Source organism: Pectobacterium carotovorum (genome assembly GCF_033898505.1).
Classification (GTDB): domain Bacteria; phylum Pseudomonadota; class Gammaproteobacteria; order Enterobacterales; family Enterobacteriaceae; genus Pectobacterium; species Pectobacterium carotovorum_J.
Genome location: NZ_JAXAFK010000001.1, coordinates 1,955,402 through 1,973,257 on the forward strand (window position 1 = coordinate 1,955,402; position 17,856 = coordinate 1,973,257).

18 protein-coding genes are annotated in these 17,856 nt (G+C 53.7%); 4 read left to right on the forward strand and 14 right to left on the reverse strand.

Features of this window, described 5'->3' with window-relative positions; translation table 11 throughout:
* Nucleotides 1-17: 17 nt before the first annotated feature.
* The 4 genes from yciH to R9X49_RS08635 all read right to left on the reverse strand — a co-directional run bounded on the left by yciH (nt 18) and on the right by R9X49_RS08635 (nt 2,762).
* Entirely contained in the window at nt 18-353 is a 336-nt protein-coding gene (gene yciH, locus R9X49_RS08620; protein WP_010306267.1) for a stress response translation initiation inhibitor YciH, read from the reverse strand.
* On the reverse strand, nt 350-1,093 hold the full coding sequence (gene pyrF, locus R9X49_RS08625; RefSeq protein WP_319847987.1) for an orotidine-5'-phosphate decarboxylase: 744 nt from the start codon (nt 1,091-1,093) through the stop codon (nt 350-352). The genes yciH and pyrF overlap by 4 nt, the downstream gene beginning before the upstream one ends.
* Nucleotides 1,094-1,274: 181 nt before the next feature.
* Nucleotides 1,275-2,444: a lipopolysaccharide assembly protein LapB gene (lapB, locus tag R9X49_RS08630; protein WP_319847989.1), complete on the reverse strand. Its 1,170-nt coding sequence runs from the start codon at nt 2,442-2,444 to the stop codon at nt 1,275-1,277.
* 12 nt (nt 2,445-2,456) lie between these two features.
* A complete protein-coding gene (locus tag R9X49_RS08635; protein ID WP_225182441.1) occupies nt 2,457-2,762 on the reverse strand; it encodes a LapA family protein in 306 nt (101 codons plus the stop codon).
* A 251-nt stretch (nt 2,763-3,013) separates the two neighbouring features.
* On the opposite strand from R9X49_RS08635, the gene R9X49_RS08640 reads away from it, so the two are divergent.
* Nucleotides 3,014-3,958 carry a sugar-binding transcriptional regulator gene (locus R9X49_RS08640; RefSeq protein ID WP_039471701.1) on the forward strand — a complete coding sequence of 315 codons (945 nt, stop codon included), beginning with the start codon at nt 3,014-3,016 and terminating at the stop codon, nt 3,956-3,958.
* Between the two features lie 88 nt (nt 3,959-4,046).
* Here the strand turns inward: R9X49_RS08640 and R9X49_RS08645 are convergent, their stop codons facing one another.
* From R9X49_RS08645 to pgpB, 9 genes are all read right to left on the reverse strand, one after another.
* Nucleotides 4,047-5,045 carry a sugar phosphate isomerase/epimerase family protein gene (locus R9X49_RS08645; RefSeq protein ID WP_319847990.1) on the reverse strand — a complete coding sequence of 333 codons (999 nt, stop codon included), beginning with the start codon at nt 5,043-5,045 and terminating at the stop codon, nt 4,047-4,049.
* Nucleotides 5,046-5,146: 101 nt separating this feature from the next.
* Complete coding sequence (locus R9X49_RS08650; protein WP_319848617.1) at nt 5,147-6,646, reverse strand: FGGY-family carbohydrate kinase; 1,500 nt, start codon at nt 6,644-6,646, stop codon at nt 5,147-5,149.
* A gap of 2 nt (nt 6,647-6,648) precedes the next feature.
* Nucleotides 6,649-7,593 carry a transketolase family protein gene (locus R9X49_RS08655; protein WP_319847991.1) on the reverse strand — a complete coding sequence of 315 codons (945 nt, stop codon included), beginning with the start codon at nt 7,591-7,593 and terminating at the stop codon, nt 6,649-6,651.
* The gene (locus tag R9X49_RS08660) at nt 7,586-8,416 is read right to left on the reverse strand and encodes a transketolase (protein WP_319847992.1); all 831 of its coding nucleotides are present in this window, start codon (nt 8,414-8,416) and stop codon (nt 7,586-7,588) included. Before R9X49_RS08660 ends, R9X49_RS08655 begins: the two co-directional genes overlap by 8 nt.
* A gap of 196 nt (nt 8,417-8,612) precedes the next feature.
* Entirely contained in the window at nt 8,613-9,710 is a 1,098-nt protein-coding gene (locus R9X49_RS08665; RefSeq protein ID WP_039481026.1) for an ABC transporter permease, read from the reverse strand.
* A 1-nt stretch (nt 9,711) separates the two neighbouring features.
* Nucleotides 9,712-11,265 carry a sugar ABC transporter ATP-binding protein gene (locus R9X49_RS08670; RefSeq protein WP_319848618.1) on the reverse strand — a complete coding sequence of 518 codons (1,554 nt, stop codon included), beginning with the start codon at nt 11,263-11,265 and terminating at the stop codon, nt 9,712-9,714.
* A complete protein-coding gene (locus R9X49_RS08675; protein WP_319847993.1) occupies nt 11,265-11,897 on the reverse strand; it encodes a DUF2291 domain-containing protein in 633 nt (210 codons plus the stop codon). The genes R9X49_RS08670 and R9X49_RS08675 overlap by 1 nt, the downstream gene beginning before the upstream one ends.
* Nucleotides 11,898-11,941: 44 nt before the next feature.
* Nucleotides 11,942-12,883 carry a D-ribose ABC transporter substrate-binding protein gene (locus tag R9X49_RS08680; protein WP_319847994.1) on the reverse strand — a complete coding sequence of 314 codons (942 nt, stop codon included), beginning with the start codon at nt 12,881-12,883 and terminating at the stop codon, nt 11,942-11,944.
* 316 nt (nt 12,884-13,199) lie between these two features.
* Complete coding sequence (gene pgpB, locus R9X49_RS08685) at nt 13,200-13,976, reverse strand: phosphatidylglycerophosphatase B (RefSeq protein WP_319847995.1); 777 nt, start codon at nt 13,974-13,976, stop codon at nt 13,200-13,202.
* A 291-nt stretch (nt 13,977-14,267) separates the two neighbouring features.
* On the opposite strand from pgpB, the gene ribA reads away from it, so the two are divergent.
* Nucleotides 14,268-14,861, forward strand: coding sequence for a GTP cyclohydrolase II (gene ribA / locus R9X49_RS08690; protein ID WP_010276651.1), 594 nt, complete (start codon nt 14,268-14,270; stop codon nt 14,859-14,861).
* Nucleotides 14,862-14,932: 71 nt separating this feature from the next.
* On the opposite strand, the gene R9X49_RS08695 is transcribed toward ribA, so the two are convergent.
* Nucleotides 14,933-16,564 carry an ABC transporter substrate-binding protein gene (locus R9X49_RS08695; RefSeq protein ID WP_319847996.1) on the reverse strand — a complete coding sequence of 544 codons (1,632 nt, stop codon included), beginning with the start codon at nt 16,562-16,564 and terminating at the stop codon, nt 14,933-14,935.
* A gap of 294 nt (nt 16,565-16,858) precedes the next feature.
* Here R9X49_RS08695 and R9X49_RS08700 point away from each other — a divergent pair, with 294 nt between their 5' ends.
* Nucleotides 16,859-17,389: a type IV secretion protein Rhs gene (locus R9X49_RS08700; protein WP_319847997.1), complete on the forward strand. Its 531-nt coding sequence runs from the start codon at nt 16,859-16,861 to the stop codon at nt 17,387-17,389.
* Nucleotides 17,390-17,391: 2 nt separating this feature from the next.
* A complete protein-coding gene (locus R9X49_RS23160; RefSeq protein ID WP_413775879.1) occupies nt 17,392-17,823 on the forward strand; it encodes a putative T6SS immunity periplasmic lipoprotein in 432 nt (143 codons plus the stop codon).
* Nucleotides 17,824-17,856 lie beyond the last annotated feature (33 nt).

The window sequence follows — 17,856 nt, forward strand, 5'->3', positions numbered from 1 at the left end:
AGAGTATATTTATATGCTTAGCCACCAGCCAGCTTAACCTTCATTCCTTTTGCTTCCAGGAGCTGTTTTAGCAGATCGCGTTTATCTCCCTGGATTTCGATCACGCCGTCTTTCACTGAACCGCCGCAGCCGCATTTTTTCTTCAATTCAGCCGCCAGCTTATCCAGCGCAGCATCATCAAGATCGAGACCGCTGATCAGGCACACGCCCTTCCCTTTGCGTCCGCTAGTCTGACGCTGGATACGCACGATGCCATCACCTTTTGGCCGAGCGACTTGTTCTTCTTCCGGCTTAATACGCCCGGTTTCCGTGGAGTAAACCAGCTGGCTATTCTCGTCACGACGCATGTTCATGAGGCAGCCCCGTTTAGCAGTGAAGCACGAATCTCACGCAGCGTCTGTGCCGGATCCTCCGATTGGGTGATCGGACGCCCAATCACCATATAATCTACGCCAGCCTGCTGCGCCTGAACCGGCGTCATGATGCGGCGCTGATCGCCAACATCGCTGCCAGCGGGACGAATACCCGGCGTGACCAGCTTAAATGCCTGCCCGCATACCTGCTTCAACCGCTGCGCTTCATGCGCGGAACACACCACGCCATCCAGCCCGCTGTTATGCGTTAACACCGCCAACCTTTCCACCTGCTCAGCCGGGCTGACGGTAATACCAAGTCCGTGCAGATCGTCTTCGTCCATGCTGGTTAACACGGTTACGGCAATCAGCAGCGGTGCATCTTTACCAAACGGCACCAGCGCTTCTTTCGCCGCCGTCATCATGCGTGAGCCACCGCTGGCGTGGACATTCACCATCCACACGCCAAGATCGGCCGCGGCCGCAACGGCGTGAGCGACGGTGTTCGGAATATCGTGGAATTTCAGATCGAGAAACACATCGAAGCCGCGCTGTTGTAACGTCTGCACGAACTGTGGGCCGAATAAGGTAAACATCTCTTTGCCTACCTTCAAACGGCAATCCTGCGGATCGATACGGTCAACAAACGACAGCGCCGCTTGCTGATTGGCATAGTCCAGCGCGACTACAATCGGGGATGATACCGTTTGATTCTTTTGCTGTAGATTCTCGTTTTTCATTCGTCACCCAGTCTCTTGCGAAGCCAAAATTCCCGCCGCATTCTACATGCCCCGCCCCCGAAATCCCAGCAACCTGAAGACTCACACAGTTAAAGAGGCCGACTGGAATCGAAATCACACAACGTTTTTAGTATGTTGTAACTAAATGAGATAAAGAACATCCGCTTGATATAGTGAGACGTTACTGACCGTCGAGCCCGCGGATCGGCTTTATGCTGGCCCAGGTGCGGCAGGAAGGACACTGCCAATAGAGTGATTGTGACGTGAAGCCGCATTTGCGACAGCTGTAGCGGGGTTTGGTGCGAATCTGTTCGCCCACCATGTCGCGCAATCCCTGAAGATTTTCTTTTGTTCGTCCGTCTTCCGCTTCATGCAGGTGAAAATCCATCAGGCGATGGAACACACGCATTGTGGGATGGCGTTGAAGCTGACGGTTAATATAAGCCTGTGCCACCTCTGCGCCCTCTTCTCTTTCGAGGATGTCGGCCAGCATTAATTCCGCCGTCGCACCGGTATTCTCTTCCACGCAGCGTTTGAGGAAATTCGCCCAATCTAAGGGCTTATCTAAGTGCTGATAGCACTCCTGTAGCATCGGCAGTGTTTCACTGACCAGCTCTTTATCCTGAGCGAGAACCTGTCGCAGCGCTTCCACGGCGCGCGCATAATCCTGCTGAGCCATATAAATACGCCCCATCATGATAGACGCGCGGGCACACTGATTGTCCGCCGCTGCTCCTTTCTTCAGGAGCGTTAACGCTTTATCCAGATCGTCGCTGCCCATCGCCAACAGCGCCAATTCGCAATAAAAATGGGCGATGTCCACGCGGAGCTGATCTTTTCCCATCTTGACCAGTTTTTCCGCGGCATCAATCGCCGCCGGCCAGTCGCTGGTCGCCTGATAAATCTGTAAGAGCTGCTGCAGGGCGCTACGCCGAAAATCTTCTTCATCCACCAACTGGTTGAAACTTTCTTCGGCACGGTCGTACAGCCCGGCGGCCATGTAGTCACGACCCAGCTGTTGCACCGCCAGCAGACGTTGTTCAAAGGTTAAGGATGCGCTTTCGGTCAGCGCCTGATGAATACGAATCGCACGGTCAACTTCGCCGCGCGAACGGAACAGGTTACCGAGCGTGAGGTGGGCTTCAAAGGTGTTGCTGTCATCCTTAAGCATGTCGAGGAACAGCTCAACCGCCTTATCCTGCTGATTGGACAACAGGAAGTTAACCCCGGTGACATACTCACGGGACAGGCGGTTGGACTCCTGCTCTTTGTCCTGCTGCGCACTTCTGCGCCCCATGTACCAGCCGTACGCGGCGGCCACGGGCAGCAACAGAAACAGCAGTTCTAACATAGAGAGAATTCCTTAGTGGGTGACCGTCTGCACTGGCGCCACGTTCTCCTCGGTGGAGGTAGAAAGTTGTTGTTCCAGACGCTTGATTTTACGTTGTGCACGGCCAAGCGCAATGCGCTGACGCAGATAAAACAGACCACAGATAACCCAGCCAAGGACAAAGCCCAGGGCAAACAGCGTGGCAAGCAGTGTGGAGATACGATACTCCCCCTGTGCCAGCAGGTAGTTAAATGTCACAACCTGATCGTTGTGCGCGCCCAGTGTGACAGAAATGATGAATATCGCCAGCACGAGTAAAAAAATCAGCAAATATTTCACATTGTCCTTCCTGTGATATCCATTAACCGGATGAATTATGCCAAATTTTGGCGACAAACCCCATTAAATTACCATGTCCGGCACGGACAGGGAAATCATGGCGTCAGCCCGATTTTTGTCGCCGCACTTATCACCACACTTCCACTGTACAAAAAACCAAAAACAAGAACCGCGCTCCACTGCCGTCTACGCTTGTTATTTATTCTGTGCTGAATAAAAATGACAGTAGCATGCCAGCAAGGGGAAAAGTCATGTCAAAGCAGGACGAACAGCGATTATTGGTCAAGATCGCTACGCTCTATTATAGCGAAGGGATGAAACAAGCAGAAATTGCTGCCTCACTCCATTTGTCACAGTCTTTTGTCTCCCGCGCCATTACGCGCTGTGTTAAAGAAGGTGTGGTCAAAATCAGCGTAATTCAACCCCCGAACATGTTCATGGGGCTGGAAGCGGCGATTCAGAAGCGCTACGGCATCGATCAGGCTATCGTGGTAGATGTCGCCGATAACGCTACACTGACGCAAATCAAGCAGGCGATTGGCTCTGCGGCCGCGCACTATGTCCAGACCAGTATCCGTCCTGACGATCTGGTGGGTATCTCCTCCTGGAGCAGTACGCTGCGGGCGATGGTAGACAGCCTGCATCCGCAAAGCGTCAAGGCTCAGGGCGTCATCCAGTTGCTAGGTGGCGTGGGGCCAAACGGCAACGTGCAGGCGACGATTCTGACGCAAACCTTAGCCAATCAGCTGAGTTGTCCCGCTTACCTTTTGCCCGCGCAGAGCATCGAGCGGTCGGTAGAAGATCGCGCTCGTTTGGTGACCAGCGATGAGGTTTCCAACGTGGTCGATAAATTTAGCGAGGTGAGTCTGGCGCTTGTGGGTATTGGCGTACTGGAACCATCGCAGCTGCTGAAAAATTCCGGTAACTACTATCACGAAGCGATGCTACAACAGCTGGCGGAACGCGGCGCCGTGGGCGATTTATGCCTGCATTACTACAATGCGGAAGGCGAACCGGTGTTGCAGGACGACGAAGATCCGGTGATTGGTATGGCATTGCAGCAGCTACGTCAATGTCCGCGCGTAGTGGCACTGGCGGGCGGTGTCGAGAAAAGTGCGGCGATTCGCGGCGCGTTGACCGGCCATTACGTTGATGTGTTGATTACCGATCGATTAACCGCCGAGACGCTGATCTAACGTACTCATCACTCGTGGTGAGCAATAAGAGTAACGTCAGGCGCAGGATAACTCCCCCCTGCTCCGCGCCTGACGAACCGTGACGAAATTACTCGTTAACGTTAATGGATGACAGCAGCGCATCCTGCACAATCCGCTGCGCCTGTAACGGATTCTGTGCTTCCTGCGCCGCCTGAAGCGCCGGGATGTCCAGCTTGTCCAGCGCACGATAGATGTGCTTCAGGAAACGAATGGACAGCTGCGCCGCCTCAACGTGGTTCTCGCGGAACGGGAACTGATCGAGCTGCCAGACGCCCTGCCAATTATTGATTTTCAGCACGTAGAAGAATTCAAAGATCTCGGTCATATGCACCGTGCCAACCACCAGATCGTCATCCCAGCCGCGCAGGTTGTCATTTACATCCATGCCGAACAGCCGACCGCGATCGATAATCAACTGGGCCGAGTCGGCCGGTGATTCACCGCCATACAGCGCATGCCCGAAGTCCAGCAGCACACCGACGTTATCCAGCCCAATATCTTCAATCCCCAGCAGCGTTCGCGCGGCAGAATCCCAGGTCATTTTCACGCGCGGTTCACGCGGCTTGTACTCAATAGCGAATTTCACATCGGGGTTAGCTCCCGCCAGATCGCGCATGCCGTCAACCGCCAGCTTCCACAGATTTTTATGGCTGACCTGGAACGGATAATCCCAGCCATCCTGACCCGGCCAGACTTTGACGTAATTCGCACCGAGTTCACGCACAATGCCAGCAGATTCGTGCATTAATTCAAACGCCGCCGCTCGCGCCGCTGGGTCGGGATTAGTAAAGGCACCGCGCGACCACTTTTGCAGGTAAATTTCCGGCGTGATGCCAATCGCCTTCAGCCCTGCATCCTTCAGCGCATCCTTCACTTCGCTGAGCGTCACGCCCGGTGTGAAGGGATAAGGCAAATCGACATAGGAAAGCTCGCCGACGGCTTTCGCCGCTTTGATCTGATCGATCGTACTCAATGCCGGGCCGTAGCCGTCCACCGCGTAACGGTCAATATAGTTCGCAAAATGCCACAAGCCGGCGCCAAATTCAGGGTAGGTATACGTTGCCATAACAGTCACCTCGTTGATTTGTAATAGTGTTGAGCTGCTTATCTTTCGTATCGGATAGGTTCTTACTGCTAACATTTCTTACTGCTAAAAGTGTCTTACGGTTAAAAAGGGTTATGACTCGGCCGCAGACGCGCACGCGCCACCGCCGTTCGCCACTGTTGATAGCTCTCCAAAACGCCGTGATTGGTCGTCGACGGTTCGATGACTTCCACTTCTCTGGGCAGCGCGGCGATCTGTTCGTTGTGCTCCCACCACCCCAGCATTTTTCCGCCCAGATACGCCGCTCCCAGTGCAGACACTTCTGCGTTATGGTTGCGAATCAACGGGCGCTGCAAGAGGTCAGCCTGAAACTGCATCAGCCAGCGATTTTGCGTCGCGCCGCCGTCCACGCGCAATGCGGGTAATGCGGCCTGCGACGCCTGTTCCATCGCGAAAAAGACATCAGCAATCTGATACGCAATGGCTTCCAGCCCTGCACGGGCGATGATGGCAGGCGTGGTGGCATCGCATAAGCCGCACAGCAGACCGCGCGCTTGTACATCCCAATAGGGCGCGCCCAGCCCGGATAAGGCAGGAACAAAAAAGACGCCCTGAGTAGACTCGGCGCTGAGCGCCAGCTCGGTAAGTTGCGTAACAGAAGGGACGCCCAGCATCTGACCAATCCAGGCAAATCCCGAACCGGTGTGGGTAATGTTGCCTTCCAGTGCGTAGCGCAGTTCGCCATCGTGCCAGGCAATCGTGGTGCTAAGCCCCGCAGCGTGCTGATGCGGCGTATTGATGGTAGTCATCAGCGACGAACCGGTGCCGTAGGTCGCCTTGATTTCACCGCTTTGAGTGATGCCCTGCCCATACAGCGCCGCATGAGAATCGCCAATCAGCGCCACAATTGGTACGCCAGCGGCAAGTCCACTGATACCCGTCACGCCAGTGTGACCGTGTAACGCCGAGGACGGCGTAACGGCCGGCAGGCACACGCTGGGAATACCGAACAGCGCCAGCAGATCTTCATCCCAGCAGCCGCGGTGGATATTGAACAATTGCGTTCTCGCCGCGTTGGAATAGTCGGTGGAATATGCCCGTCCACAGCTAAACTGCCAGTTAAGCCAGCAATCCACCGTTCCGATGCACAGCTCCCCCTGCATCGCCCGGGCGACACCGTCCGGCAGTTCCGCCAACATGGCGTGCAGTTTGGCGGCGGGAAAAAGTGGATCGACCTGTAGCCCGGTGCGGGATTCGATCAGACGCGCCTCTGCACTGCACTGCAATGCCTGACAGAATTTCTCGGCGCGGCGATCCTGCCAACTGACCAGCGGCGTCAGCGGCTTTCCGGTTCGCCTGTCCCAAATCAGTACCGACTCACGCTGATTGCTGATCGCCACGCCCACCACCTGAGCCCGGTGTAATGACGACAGGCAGGCTTCTGCCGCCTGACAAACCGCACGCCAAATCGCCATCGCGTCCTGCTCGGCTCTGCCCGGCTGCGGGTGCGTCACCTGCAAAGCGACGGACGCTTTAGCCAGAATGTGCCCCCGCTCATCGACGGCAATCGCCTTGGCGTTCGTCGTCCCTTCATCGATTGCCAAAATAACTGGCGTAAACATCATCAGCCTCCCGGACAAAGACGCAGTGCTGCGTTGACAATGCCCGTCGCGTCCAGCCCGTGATGCGCACGCATCGCGCTCCGATCGGCGGCAATCGCGTATTGACCATCGGGAATCCCCAACCGCACAAGAGGAATTCCGCTGCCCGCTTCCGCCAGCACTTCCGCTACCAGACTGCCTGCACCGCCGTTGACGTTATGTTCTTCTACTGTGATGACTCGAGGAGTTTCACTTAGAATTTCAAGCAATTGCTGAGTATTGCATGGGCGGATAGAGGAAAGATTAACCACCGTAGCGGAAAGCCCTTTTTCTGCTAATAATTCAGCCGCCGTCACAATTTCATGCACGGTCGACCCTAGCCCGACCAGCGCAATATCGCAGCCTTTGCGCAGCACATCGATCTGCCCTGGCACAAAGCGATACTGCTCATCATGCAAGGCAGGCAGCGGTTTACCATCGAGGCGGATATAGACTGGCCCCTGATGTTCAAATGCATAATCGATAATCTGGCGGCACTCTTCCGGACTGGACGGCGCATAGATCTCAATATTGCCAAACCCTCTCAGTACCGCGATGTCGTCAATGCTGTGGTGCGTGCTGGCGAGCGGGCCATAGCTACAGCCGGCATTGAGTCCAAACAACTTAACGTTGCTGTTGTTGTAGCAGACGTCGACTTTGAGCTGCTCATTCGCACGGGAGATCAAGAACGGCGCCGCGTTACAGGTCACTGCAATCTTGCCGCCGATGGACAACCCCACCGCCGTCCCCACCATGCTTTGCTCTGCAATTCCCACGTTGACGATGCGGTCAGGGAAACGCTGTATGAAAGGCGAAATCTTCGCCGTTGAGCTTGAATCCGCCAACACCGGGACGACATCAATCCCCTGTTCGACGGCCTTGATGAACTGCTCGACCATGACGGTTGCCAGATGCTCTGCGTTACTCATCTTTTAATTCCTCCAACGCCAGTGCAATTTCCTCGCCTTTCGGCACCCGGTGGTGCCACTCAGCCCGCCCCTGAATAAACGACACGCCTGCGCCTTTTTCCGTATTTGCAATCACCACATTCGGCTTGCCGTTGCGCGGTAGGTTCTCCAGCGTTTCCACTACCGAGTGCATGTCATTCCCCGCACACTCCGTGACCTGTAAGCCAAAGGCCTGCCACTTCTCCGCCAGCGGATCGGTGTTCATGATGGAACGCGTCGGCCCGGCCAGTTGCAGCTTGTTCTTGTCGTTGATGATGATCAGGTTATCCAGTTGGTAATGCGCCGCCGCTAGCGCCGCTTCCCAATTGCTGCCTTCCGCCAGTTCACCATCGCCCGTCAGAACGAACACCCGACGCGGGCTGTTATCGCGCTTCGCCGCCAGTGCAATGCCGACAGCAACTGGCAACCCGTGCCCGAGCGCACCGGTGTTCAGTTCAATCCCCGGCGTCTTGTGCTTGACTGGATGCCCCGGCAAATGCGAATCAGGGTGCTGATAGGTCGCCAGCCACGATTCTGGGAAATAGCCTGCTTCCGCCAGACAGCAGTAATAGCCGCCGACCGCATGACCTTTTGACTGGATGTAAATATCCCGCTGCGGATCCTGAAGGCGATCCGGCGCACAGTTCAAAATGCGAAAATACAGCGCCGTCAGAATCTCGACCTGTGACAGGTCGGCCCCCGTATGCCCGCCAGCCGGGCTATTGGCATTCAGATGAATAATGCGGCGACGAATGGCGCGGGCTTTGTGCGTCAGCGCCTCCACCGACAAGGAGTACGGATTCATACCTCACCTCACTTGAATTTTTACTCAAAAACGAATATTTATTCATAACGAATCAAAAAAATTGCGTTCAAATCGGGCCTCGGTATACCTACCGATATCATTCCCACCGCGACTCAACGCCCCTTGCTGTTTACCATTAACGGCTATTTTATTTACACTTAACGGCTATTTACGCTTAACAGTATTGCCCCTTCACTTATGTCCCTTCCGCGGCGGCCTTCTGTGACACAATGGCGGCCTTGTGCTGCATACGGTTTTGCATCTGGTCGATAATGACCGCCACAATGATGACGATGCCTTTAATCACCATCTGCCAGAACTCACTTACGCCCATCATCACCAGCCCGTCGGCAAGAATCCCGATGACAAACGCGCCAATCAGCGTGCCCAGAATCGTACCGCGTCCGCCAGCCAGCGACGTTCCGCCGAGCACAACGGCAGCGATCGCATTCATTTCAAAGGCGGTGCCCGTTGCCGGATGGCTGGCGACCAGTTGAGAGGACACCACGATGCCCGCGATAGCCGCACAGAAGCCGGAAATGGTGTAAACCCAGACTTTGACCTGACGCACTTTGACGCCGGAAAGTTCAGCGGCCCGTTCGTTGTCACCAATCGCATAGACATGACGGCCAAACGGCAGGCGACGCGCCACGTAGGCAATCACCACGGCCAGCACCAGCATCAACCAGATAGCCAGCGGTAAGCCCAGGATCGTGGCGGAGCCAATCAGCTCAAAACCCGTGTTGCCCAACTGCGGGTTACCACCCAAGCCGGGGAACGTCTCTCCACCGGAAATCAGCATCGATGCCCCACGCACGATGTACATCGTTCCGAGCGTGCAGATAAAGGGCGCAACGTTATACCGCGTGATGATCCAACCGTTAATGGCACCGATGAGCGCACCTATCAGCAGCACAACGGGGACAATGACCCACACGCTGGGGAAAATCGCGACGCCGAACATCGGTAGCACAATTCCCTGGGTAATCATGTAGCCCGCCACCATGCCACACAGCCCTAACGTGGCACCGATTGACAGGTCAATCCCAGCGGTAATGATGACAAACGTGATCCCCAGTGCCAGAAACGCATTGATGGCAATGTGCTTCACCATAATGATCAGACTGCCCGTGGCCAAAAATCCGGGTACCGTGAAGGCAAAGAACCCGAGAATCAGGAACAGCGCGATAAACGTGCGCAGCCTGAGAATCAACAGCAGGATGCTCTCTCGTGAGCGTACAAACTTACCCGGTGAGAGCGCGCCTGACGCCGCCGGAAGGTGAGTCGTTTTCATGTCAGAACCCTTGTGCACTTGCCGAAACCAATGCCGACTCGCTGGCCGACTGACGCACAATATTCGCCGTCAGCTTGCCATTCGACATCACCAAAATACGGTCCGATACCGCCATAATTTCTTTCAGATCCGAGGTGGAAAACAGCACACCGATGCCCTGTTCAGACAGCCCGACCATCATTTCAAATACGTCGGCTTTGGCACCTACATCGATGCCCCGCGTCGGTTCGTCCAGCAGCAGTACCTTGGGGCTGGTCAGTAACGAGCGGCCAATCACCACTTTTTGCTGGTTGCCGCCGCTGAGCGCCTGAATTTCTACCTCGGGCGAAGAGACTTTGATCGCCAGTTGCCCAATCGTGCTGGCAACCACCTCCTGCTCCTGCTGCTGGAAGATCGCCATGCCGTATTTCAGCCGCCGCCACAGGCTGGCGATGGTGAGATTGGAGGCTACCGACGACAGCGGAAAGATACCGGTTTTCTTGCGATCTTCCGGCACCAGACTCATGCCCATACGAATGCGCTGCGCGGTAGAAAGCCGCGGGTTCACCGGTTTGCTATCGAGATAAATCTTGCCCAGATAATCATTCTGAATACCCAGCAGACACTCGAAGAGTTCCGTGCGACCCGCCCCCATCAGCCCATAAATGCCAACGATTTCCCCTTCACGCACCATCAGCGACACATCATTAACCACCTGATGCCCGGCATCATTGAGGCAGGTAAGGTGTTCCGCTTCCAACACGGGCGAGCCAAACGTTCTGCCCGGATGTAGGAAGCTAGTGACAGGGTCACCGCCGAGCATTTCCCGCACGATCCACGGTACGTCGATGTCGCTGACGGCCGCTTCCGCCTGAAAACACCCGTCGCGCAGGATGGTGATGTAGTCACCAATCGCCATCAGCTCTTCCAGCCGGTGTGAAATATAGATAATGGAAACATTCTGGCGGGTCAGTTCGCGGATCACGCGAAACAGAATCTCTACCTCAGTTTTGCTCAGCGCAGAGGTGGGTTCGTCCAGAATAAGAATGTCGGCCTGATCAGCCAGCGCCTTGGCGATTTCCACCAGTTGCTGCTGGCCGACTTTCAGGCTGGCAACCTCGGTACGTGGTGAAATATCCTGATCGAGACGCGCCATCAGCTCCGCTGCAATCCGCTCCTGCGCCAGATAGTCGATAGGCGCAACGCCCTTTTGCAGCTCCCGCCCCAGGAAGATGTTCTCCGCCACGCTCAGGTTCTCGGATAAGTTAAGTTCCTGATGCACCATGCCGATGCCTTTTGCCGCCGCATCACGCGTATCCGCGATGCGCACCGCTTCGCCATTCAGCAGAATCTGGCCGGACGTCGGCTGCTGCACACCGGCCAGAATCTTCATCAGCGTCGATTTACCCGCGCCGTTTTCCCCGATAATCACGTTAACCTTGCCGCGATAAACGTTGTAATCGACGTTATCCAGCGCCTTGGTACCGGGAAACAGCATGGTAATGCCACGGGTCGCCATGACGATATCGGGTCGGTTCACTGCATTTGATTGCAGAGAAGCGTCTGGTTTTTCCATCATTGCGCCCCTCCGCCGCTCGTTTCGGTCAGGTTTAGCGTCATCGGCACCGCTTCGCTGATGCCCTGTTTCGTTATCACCAGCGCCGCCAGTACGTTGACCGGTTTACCCTGCACACCCGCTTCCAGCGCCGGCAACGATGCGAGGGCTTTGTTATTCAGCGCACGGGCCAGTTGGGCAAACTGCACCTGATTTTTGAAATCCTCAAAGCGGATAAACCCAGCCGCATCGCGGATGGCATTGCCTTTGACGATCGGTCCGAGCTGAAGCGTGACGGCGTCACCTTGCACATCAAGCATCAATTTCCCTTCACGACTTTCCCGGTCAATCCCGCTGACCGTGCCCTGAAGCCGGGCGTAGACGGCTTTACGCGCTGAATCCTCCAGCGTTGCCTGCGTTTTCTTCACGTCATCCCAGGACAAAGCCTGCTGCTGCGCTGTTGGGAGCAGCGTTGGCTGCCATAGCGCTGTCGCGATGTTCTCTGGCGTCATGGTGCTATAGCCCGGCGTGGAGGCTGGATCGACCGGAATGATCGGTTTACCGTTTTCATCCAGATCGACCACCGTACAGGCCGACAGCAGCAAGGCACCGATCCCAACCCAGCAGGCACGGTATCGTTCATCGAACAGCATAACGACTCCTTTATCAGCAGGAGCTGACGCTCCTGTGGCCTTAATTACGGTTTCAACGCAAAGGTGTTGAGTTTGGTCGCGTTAGACTCATCGATCAGAATGCAGTCCATCAGCTGTTTTTCTTCGTGCTGTGCTTTGCCGTTCTTCAGGTAGTAATCCGCCTGTTCGACCGCCATCTGCGCCTGCTGCCAGCCGGGTTGCAGTACCGTAGCCTTGATATTGCCTTTATTGATGATGGAATCGCGCACATAGTCGCTGCCGTCAAAACCCACCACAATCACGTCGTGACGCCCCGCCGCCTTCAGCGCCGCTTCCGCTCCCAACGCCATGGTGTCGTTGCCGGAAATCACGCCGGTAATATCCGGATTTGCCTGCAAGATGGCTTCCATGCGGGTAAAGGCTTCCGTCTGGCTCCAGTTCGCGGTTTGTCTGGCGACGCGCTTCATGTCGCTATATTGATCGATCACATCGTGGTAGCCCTGCGAACGGACGTGCGCATTGGTGTCTGATTCGCGCCCAATCAGCTCGACGTACTTGCCTTTGTGCCCCATCAGCTCGACGAATTTCTCGGCACCGAGCTGCGCGCCCTGATAGTTATTGGAAACGATCTGCGCCACGGCCACGCCGGTTTCATTGATTTCACGATCGATCAGGAAAGCGGGAATACCAACAGCTTTCGCTTTCTTTAACGGGCCAATGGTGGCATCGGCTCCGGCATTATCCAGAATGATGGCCTTCGCCTTGCGGGCAATGGCGGTTTCAATCAGCTGATTTTGTTTGCTGACGTCATCGTCATGCGACGCCACCAGCGTGGTGTACCCCAGTTCGATGGCTTTGGTTCTGGCGCCTTCGGCTTCCGCTTTAAAGAACGGGTTGTCGTGTGAAGGGGTAATAATGGCAATCAACCCGTTATCTGCGGCAAACGCACCGGCAGAAAAGGAAAACATGATGGCCAGCAGGGAGGATTTCAGACGGTAAGGTTTCATTGTTATTCTCCTGTTTGAATATATATTCAATATTGAATTAACATTCAAGTGAAGTTTTACAACCAACCGAAAAATTGTCCAACAGCAAAAACAGGAATAGCGAAGCAGCTCACAAATTGTTTACATTTTGCGCGAGGCGATAGCGGCAAGAACCGGGAAAAAACAGAGGCGAGAGGAATTTTTGCCGTTGCATCAGCAACGGCAACCAGGCGACGAACAAGGAGACGCGACATAAAAAATGCGGATGACTTATGACATCCGCAGGGTACGCGCTACAGGGGAATATCTATGGGATATAGGAACAACAACTCAACGACTACGAGGATTTATTTTCGGCGGCATCCTCCTCCGCCTGTTCTTTAATTTCTTCATACTGGAGCGAGAGCGGACCACACCAGCGCTGCGCCAGCCAACTGGCGACCACCACCAGCAACCAGCTAATTAATGTCGCCACCACCAGGTCCTGCGGCCAATGCATGCCGAGCACCAGACGGCTACCCATAACGCCGCTGGCCCACAGCATCAGGATCACCACCGTTTTATAATGCCGACGCGCCCACAGCAACCCAACACCCAGCAGTGCCCAGGTTGCAGCAAACATGGTATGCCCAGAAGGGAAAGCAAAGCCGGTTTCAAACTGCCAGTGGCTGCGCAGCCATTGCGGAATCTGTGTTTGATCCTGCAACTGCGTTTTCACCAGTTCCGAACGTTCCTTGCGCGGCAGCGAATAGAAATAGCTGTCGTCCACCTGATGATTTTTCTCCAGCCAGACGACATAGGGCCGAGATTCCTGCACCCACTCTTTAATGACCGATTTAATGCCCTGCCCAATCAGTACCGTAATCGCCATAATGACTAACAGACCGAGGGCGGGCTTCAGACGAAAACGCAGGCACCAGAGAAACCAGATGCTCAGCACGATGCTGGTCAGAATGCCCCACGGCGACGTCACCGTTTCTGTAATCCAGAAAAGTACGCGTAACCAGAGCCCGTTATACTCCGGTTGCCACTGCCAACCGCTCATCCAGATAATCATTGGCATAATCAGTAATAGCGCAGCACCAATGGTTGTTCGTTTGGCAATTTCGTACATAATTTCTTCCCATAATTCAGTATGATGCTTTGCAACAAAACTTTCACAATTCTATCAGAAAATCCGACACGAACTGTCAGTATGGCGTAAAATAGCGCTCAGTTCTGTCAACGAACCTGAAACCAGATGACAGTCTGGTGACGTTGTAATTCAATTTTTGTGACGTTCTTAGACAGGCTTTTTTGCTGGTCAAGCGCGATGGGTCGCAGTAGGATTCGCCCCAGCACTCTTGTTTTTTGGAGGCAGTCTTTTGGGCACAGCTTTTTGGATACAGCATTTTTGGAGAAGAGTATGCAGCTAAAACGGGTGGCGGAAGCCAAGTTACCCACCCCGTGGGGCGATTTCCTGATGGTCGGTTTTGAAGAGATTGCCACAGGCCACGATCACCTTGCTCTGGTTTATGGTGATATTTCCGGTTCAGTTCCCGTACTTGCCCGCGTGCATTCCGAGTGTCTGACAGGGGATGCGTTATTTAGCCTGCGCTGTGACTGCGGTTTCCAGCTTGAAGCGGCACTGAGCCACATCGCCGAAGAAGGCCGCGGCGTGCTGTTATACCATCGTCAGGAAGGCCGTAACATTGGGCTGCTCAATAAGATCCGCGCCTATGCGTTGCAGGATTTGGGAGCCGATACGGTGGAAGCCAACCATCAGCTTGGATTCGCCGCCGACGAGCGTGATTTCACACTGTGTGCCGACATGTTCAAGCTGCTGGACGTTGATGAAGTTCGCCTGCTGACTAATAACCCGCAGAAAGTGAAAATACTCAACGAAGCAGGGATCAATATCGTTGAGCGCGTGCCATTAATCGTCGGGCGTAACCCGAAGAATGAGAACTATCTGGCGACCAAAGCCGCCAAAATGGGGCACCTGCTGGATATGAAATAACGATCCCGTTCGCGTCAGGATCGTTTCTTTCAATGCCTACAGCCGGTTTTTAACCGGCTGTTTTATTGGGATCAGTGCTTGAGGATGTACATGTCTTGCGTGTAATAATCACCACGCACATTGGGGGAAAAACCACCGATGTAGGTCTTAACCATCTGCGGCTGGACATAGTAGTAGATGGGTAACAAAGGGATATTGTTATCTAAAATATCCGAAGCTTGTTGATAAATAGCCTCTTTCTCCTGCTTACCCTTCGCCGTCAGCGCCTTTTTCAACAATGCATCATATTCCGTATTACTGAATTTACCGTTGTTGTTGCTGTCGTTGGTTTCCAGCGTATTCAGGAACGTACTGGCTTCATTGTAATCCCCCGTCCAGGACTGTCTGACCACCTCAAAGTTACCGGTACGTACGGTATCTAGCATCGTTTTCCATTCCTGATTTTGCAATGTCACTTCCGACCCAAGATTCTTCTTCCACATTGAACTCGCGGCGATCGCCACACGCAAATGCGATTCAGAGGTGTTGTATAGCAGGTTGAATTTCAGCGGATGTTTTTCATCAAATCCAGCTTCTTTCAACAGTTTTTTCGCTTCCTCGTTGCGCTGCTGCTGCGTCCAGTTTGCCCACTCTGGATCCTTACGCTGGAAGCCCCCTATATTTTTGGGAATCAAACTGTAAGCCGGCGTCTGCCCCATACCTAGCACATTGTTTGCGATGATATTTTTATCCAAACTGAGATCCAGTGCGCGGCGGACGCGGGGATCGTCAAAAGGTGCTTTTTGCGTATTGAAACGATAAAAATAGGTTCCGATCTGTGGCGATACCTTCACCTCTTGCGGATACTCTTTTTTCAGCGACGCAAATTGAACGGGCGACAAAATACCCGTGACATCAATCTCTCCGGATTTGTAACGGTTTAGCTCCGCCGCCTGCGAGCTGATAGGCAGGTACGTTACTTTGTTAATGACAGTATGCGCGTTATCCCAGTAATGGCTATTGCGCTTGCCGACGATACGTTCGTTAACGACCCATTCGCTCAGCGTATAGGGACCGCTGCTGACAAAATTGCCGACCTGCGTCCAGTTTTCCGGATGCTTTTCAATCACCGCTTTCGGTAATGGCACCAGTACATGGTAAGCCGACATTTCCAGGAAATACGACAGTGGGTGTTCCAGTGTCACTTCAACGGTATGACTATCCAGCGCCTTGATACCCAAGGAATCTGGCGTTTTCTTGCCCGCCAGAATATCCGCCGCGTTCTTCACATACATACTGGCAACGTAGGTGCCGTAAGGCGACAGCGTTTTAGGATCGCTAAGGCGTCGCCAACTGTAAACCACATCGTCCGCGGTAATCGGCGAACCATCAGACCATTTGGCATCAGGCCGCAGATGGAACGTCCACACCGTGTTATCTTTATTCTCCCAACGCTCTGCCAGTCGCGGTTCGATAGTGCCGTCATCACCCACACGTACCAGATTATCGAAGAAATCATTGATGATGTGGCCTTCCACATCGCTTTCCACCTTATGCGGATCCAACGATGCAGGTTCTGAACCGTTGCCTCGCACCAGCTCTTGTTTATCCGCCAGCACCGTCCCGGCAGGAACCTGGGCAGCAAAAGCCGACGTCATCGCCCCCGTACACAGTGTGAGAAACAGCAACGAGTGTTTGAAACGTTTTTTGATTAATTCATTCATATAACCTCCTGTTATATCCCCGTCATTCTTCAAGCGGTATTTCCGCGGTTCCGAGGCATGGCTGGGCAATAATTTTTACTTATTACCCATGTAGTTAGCGTCACTACCACCTAACCACAATTCACCTGAGGATTCGAGTCTTTCATGTGGGAAAACGTGCGCTGGTGCGTTAGGGTTACTATAGGCTCTCTAGCCGCAAGGAACGATCGCTACAGGGCTTGGATTAACGCTTCATTTTTAGCCGTTAATAGTCCAAGCTATAAACCGACCTAGCTATAACAAATAGAGATTGTTATGGATAATCAAAAAGAGGGAAGCTTACGCTTGCTTACGTCTGGTGAAATCAGGCTGGCTAAATCCATTTTTGGCGATTCAATCCACTACCACAAAGTTTGGATTCATCACGGCAGTTACCTTCCTTTCGACCTTCAAGATAAAAACACAGCCATGAGCCCAAATGGGGAACTGTACTTTCGTGCATGGTATAGCAACGATTTCTCCCTTACGAATATGTCCAACCAACACCTCTTTATTCATGAAATGAGCCATGTCTGGCAACGTGAGCGAGGTATGAATGTCATATTTAGAGGCTTAGTCAGTTGGGCTGTCAGCTATCGCTACAAGCTTGGTCGTCACGCATTAAGATGCTACCCAATGGAGCAGCAGGCACAGATCATCGCTGATTATTTCGTTTTAAAAACATACGGCTATCAAGCATGGAAAATGTTGAGAGCGCGAGGAGATGTCACCCTTGATGGTGATGTTTCTGAGGACGTAATACGGCAACACTATCAAAAAACCATGCAGTTCTTTCCCTGGAATTAACGATGACATTTACTGCAAAATTGCCTGCGTTTCTGCTTATAGCAACAAGTTTTCTTCTTGTCGGTTGTCCCGGTTCGGGCGATCGACTAGAGCCAGATGAACGTACATCAGTCAGACACGCGGGAAGCGATCTCTGTTTTTTAGTTAGCGATGCTCGGGATTACCAGCCTACTCTTATTGCCATCAGCATAAGAACCGCTCAACCGCAGGAATGGACGCTGTATGAAAATCCCAGCATCGTTGTTACACAAGGCGAACTGTGCATTCCTCCTTCTTTTTACCACTTTTCCGACGACAGGACATACGTTGTCAGATATATCCTACAATCGAAAAAAGACAGTGACTCACGAAGAAGCGTCGTATCCGCGATAACCTTTTCGCACGGCAGCGTCCGAAGCGTACCGCTCAGGAAGGATGAAGCCGCTTATTATTGATGTACTCGTTATACTTCGGGCTGATCCAATCCA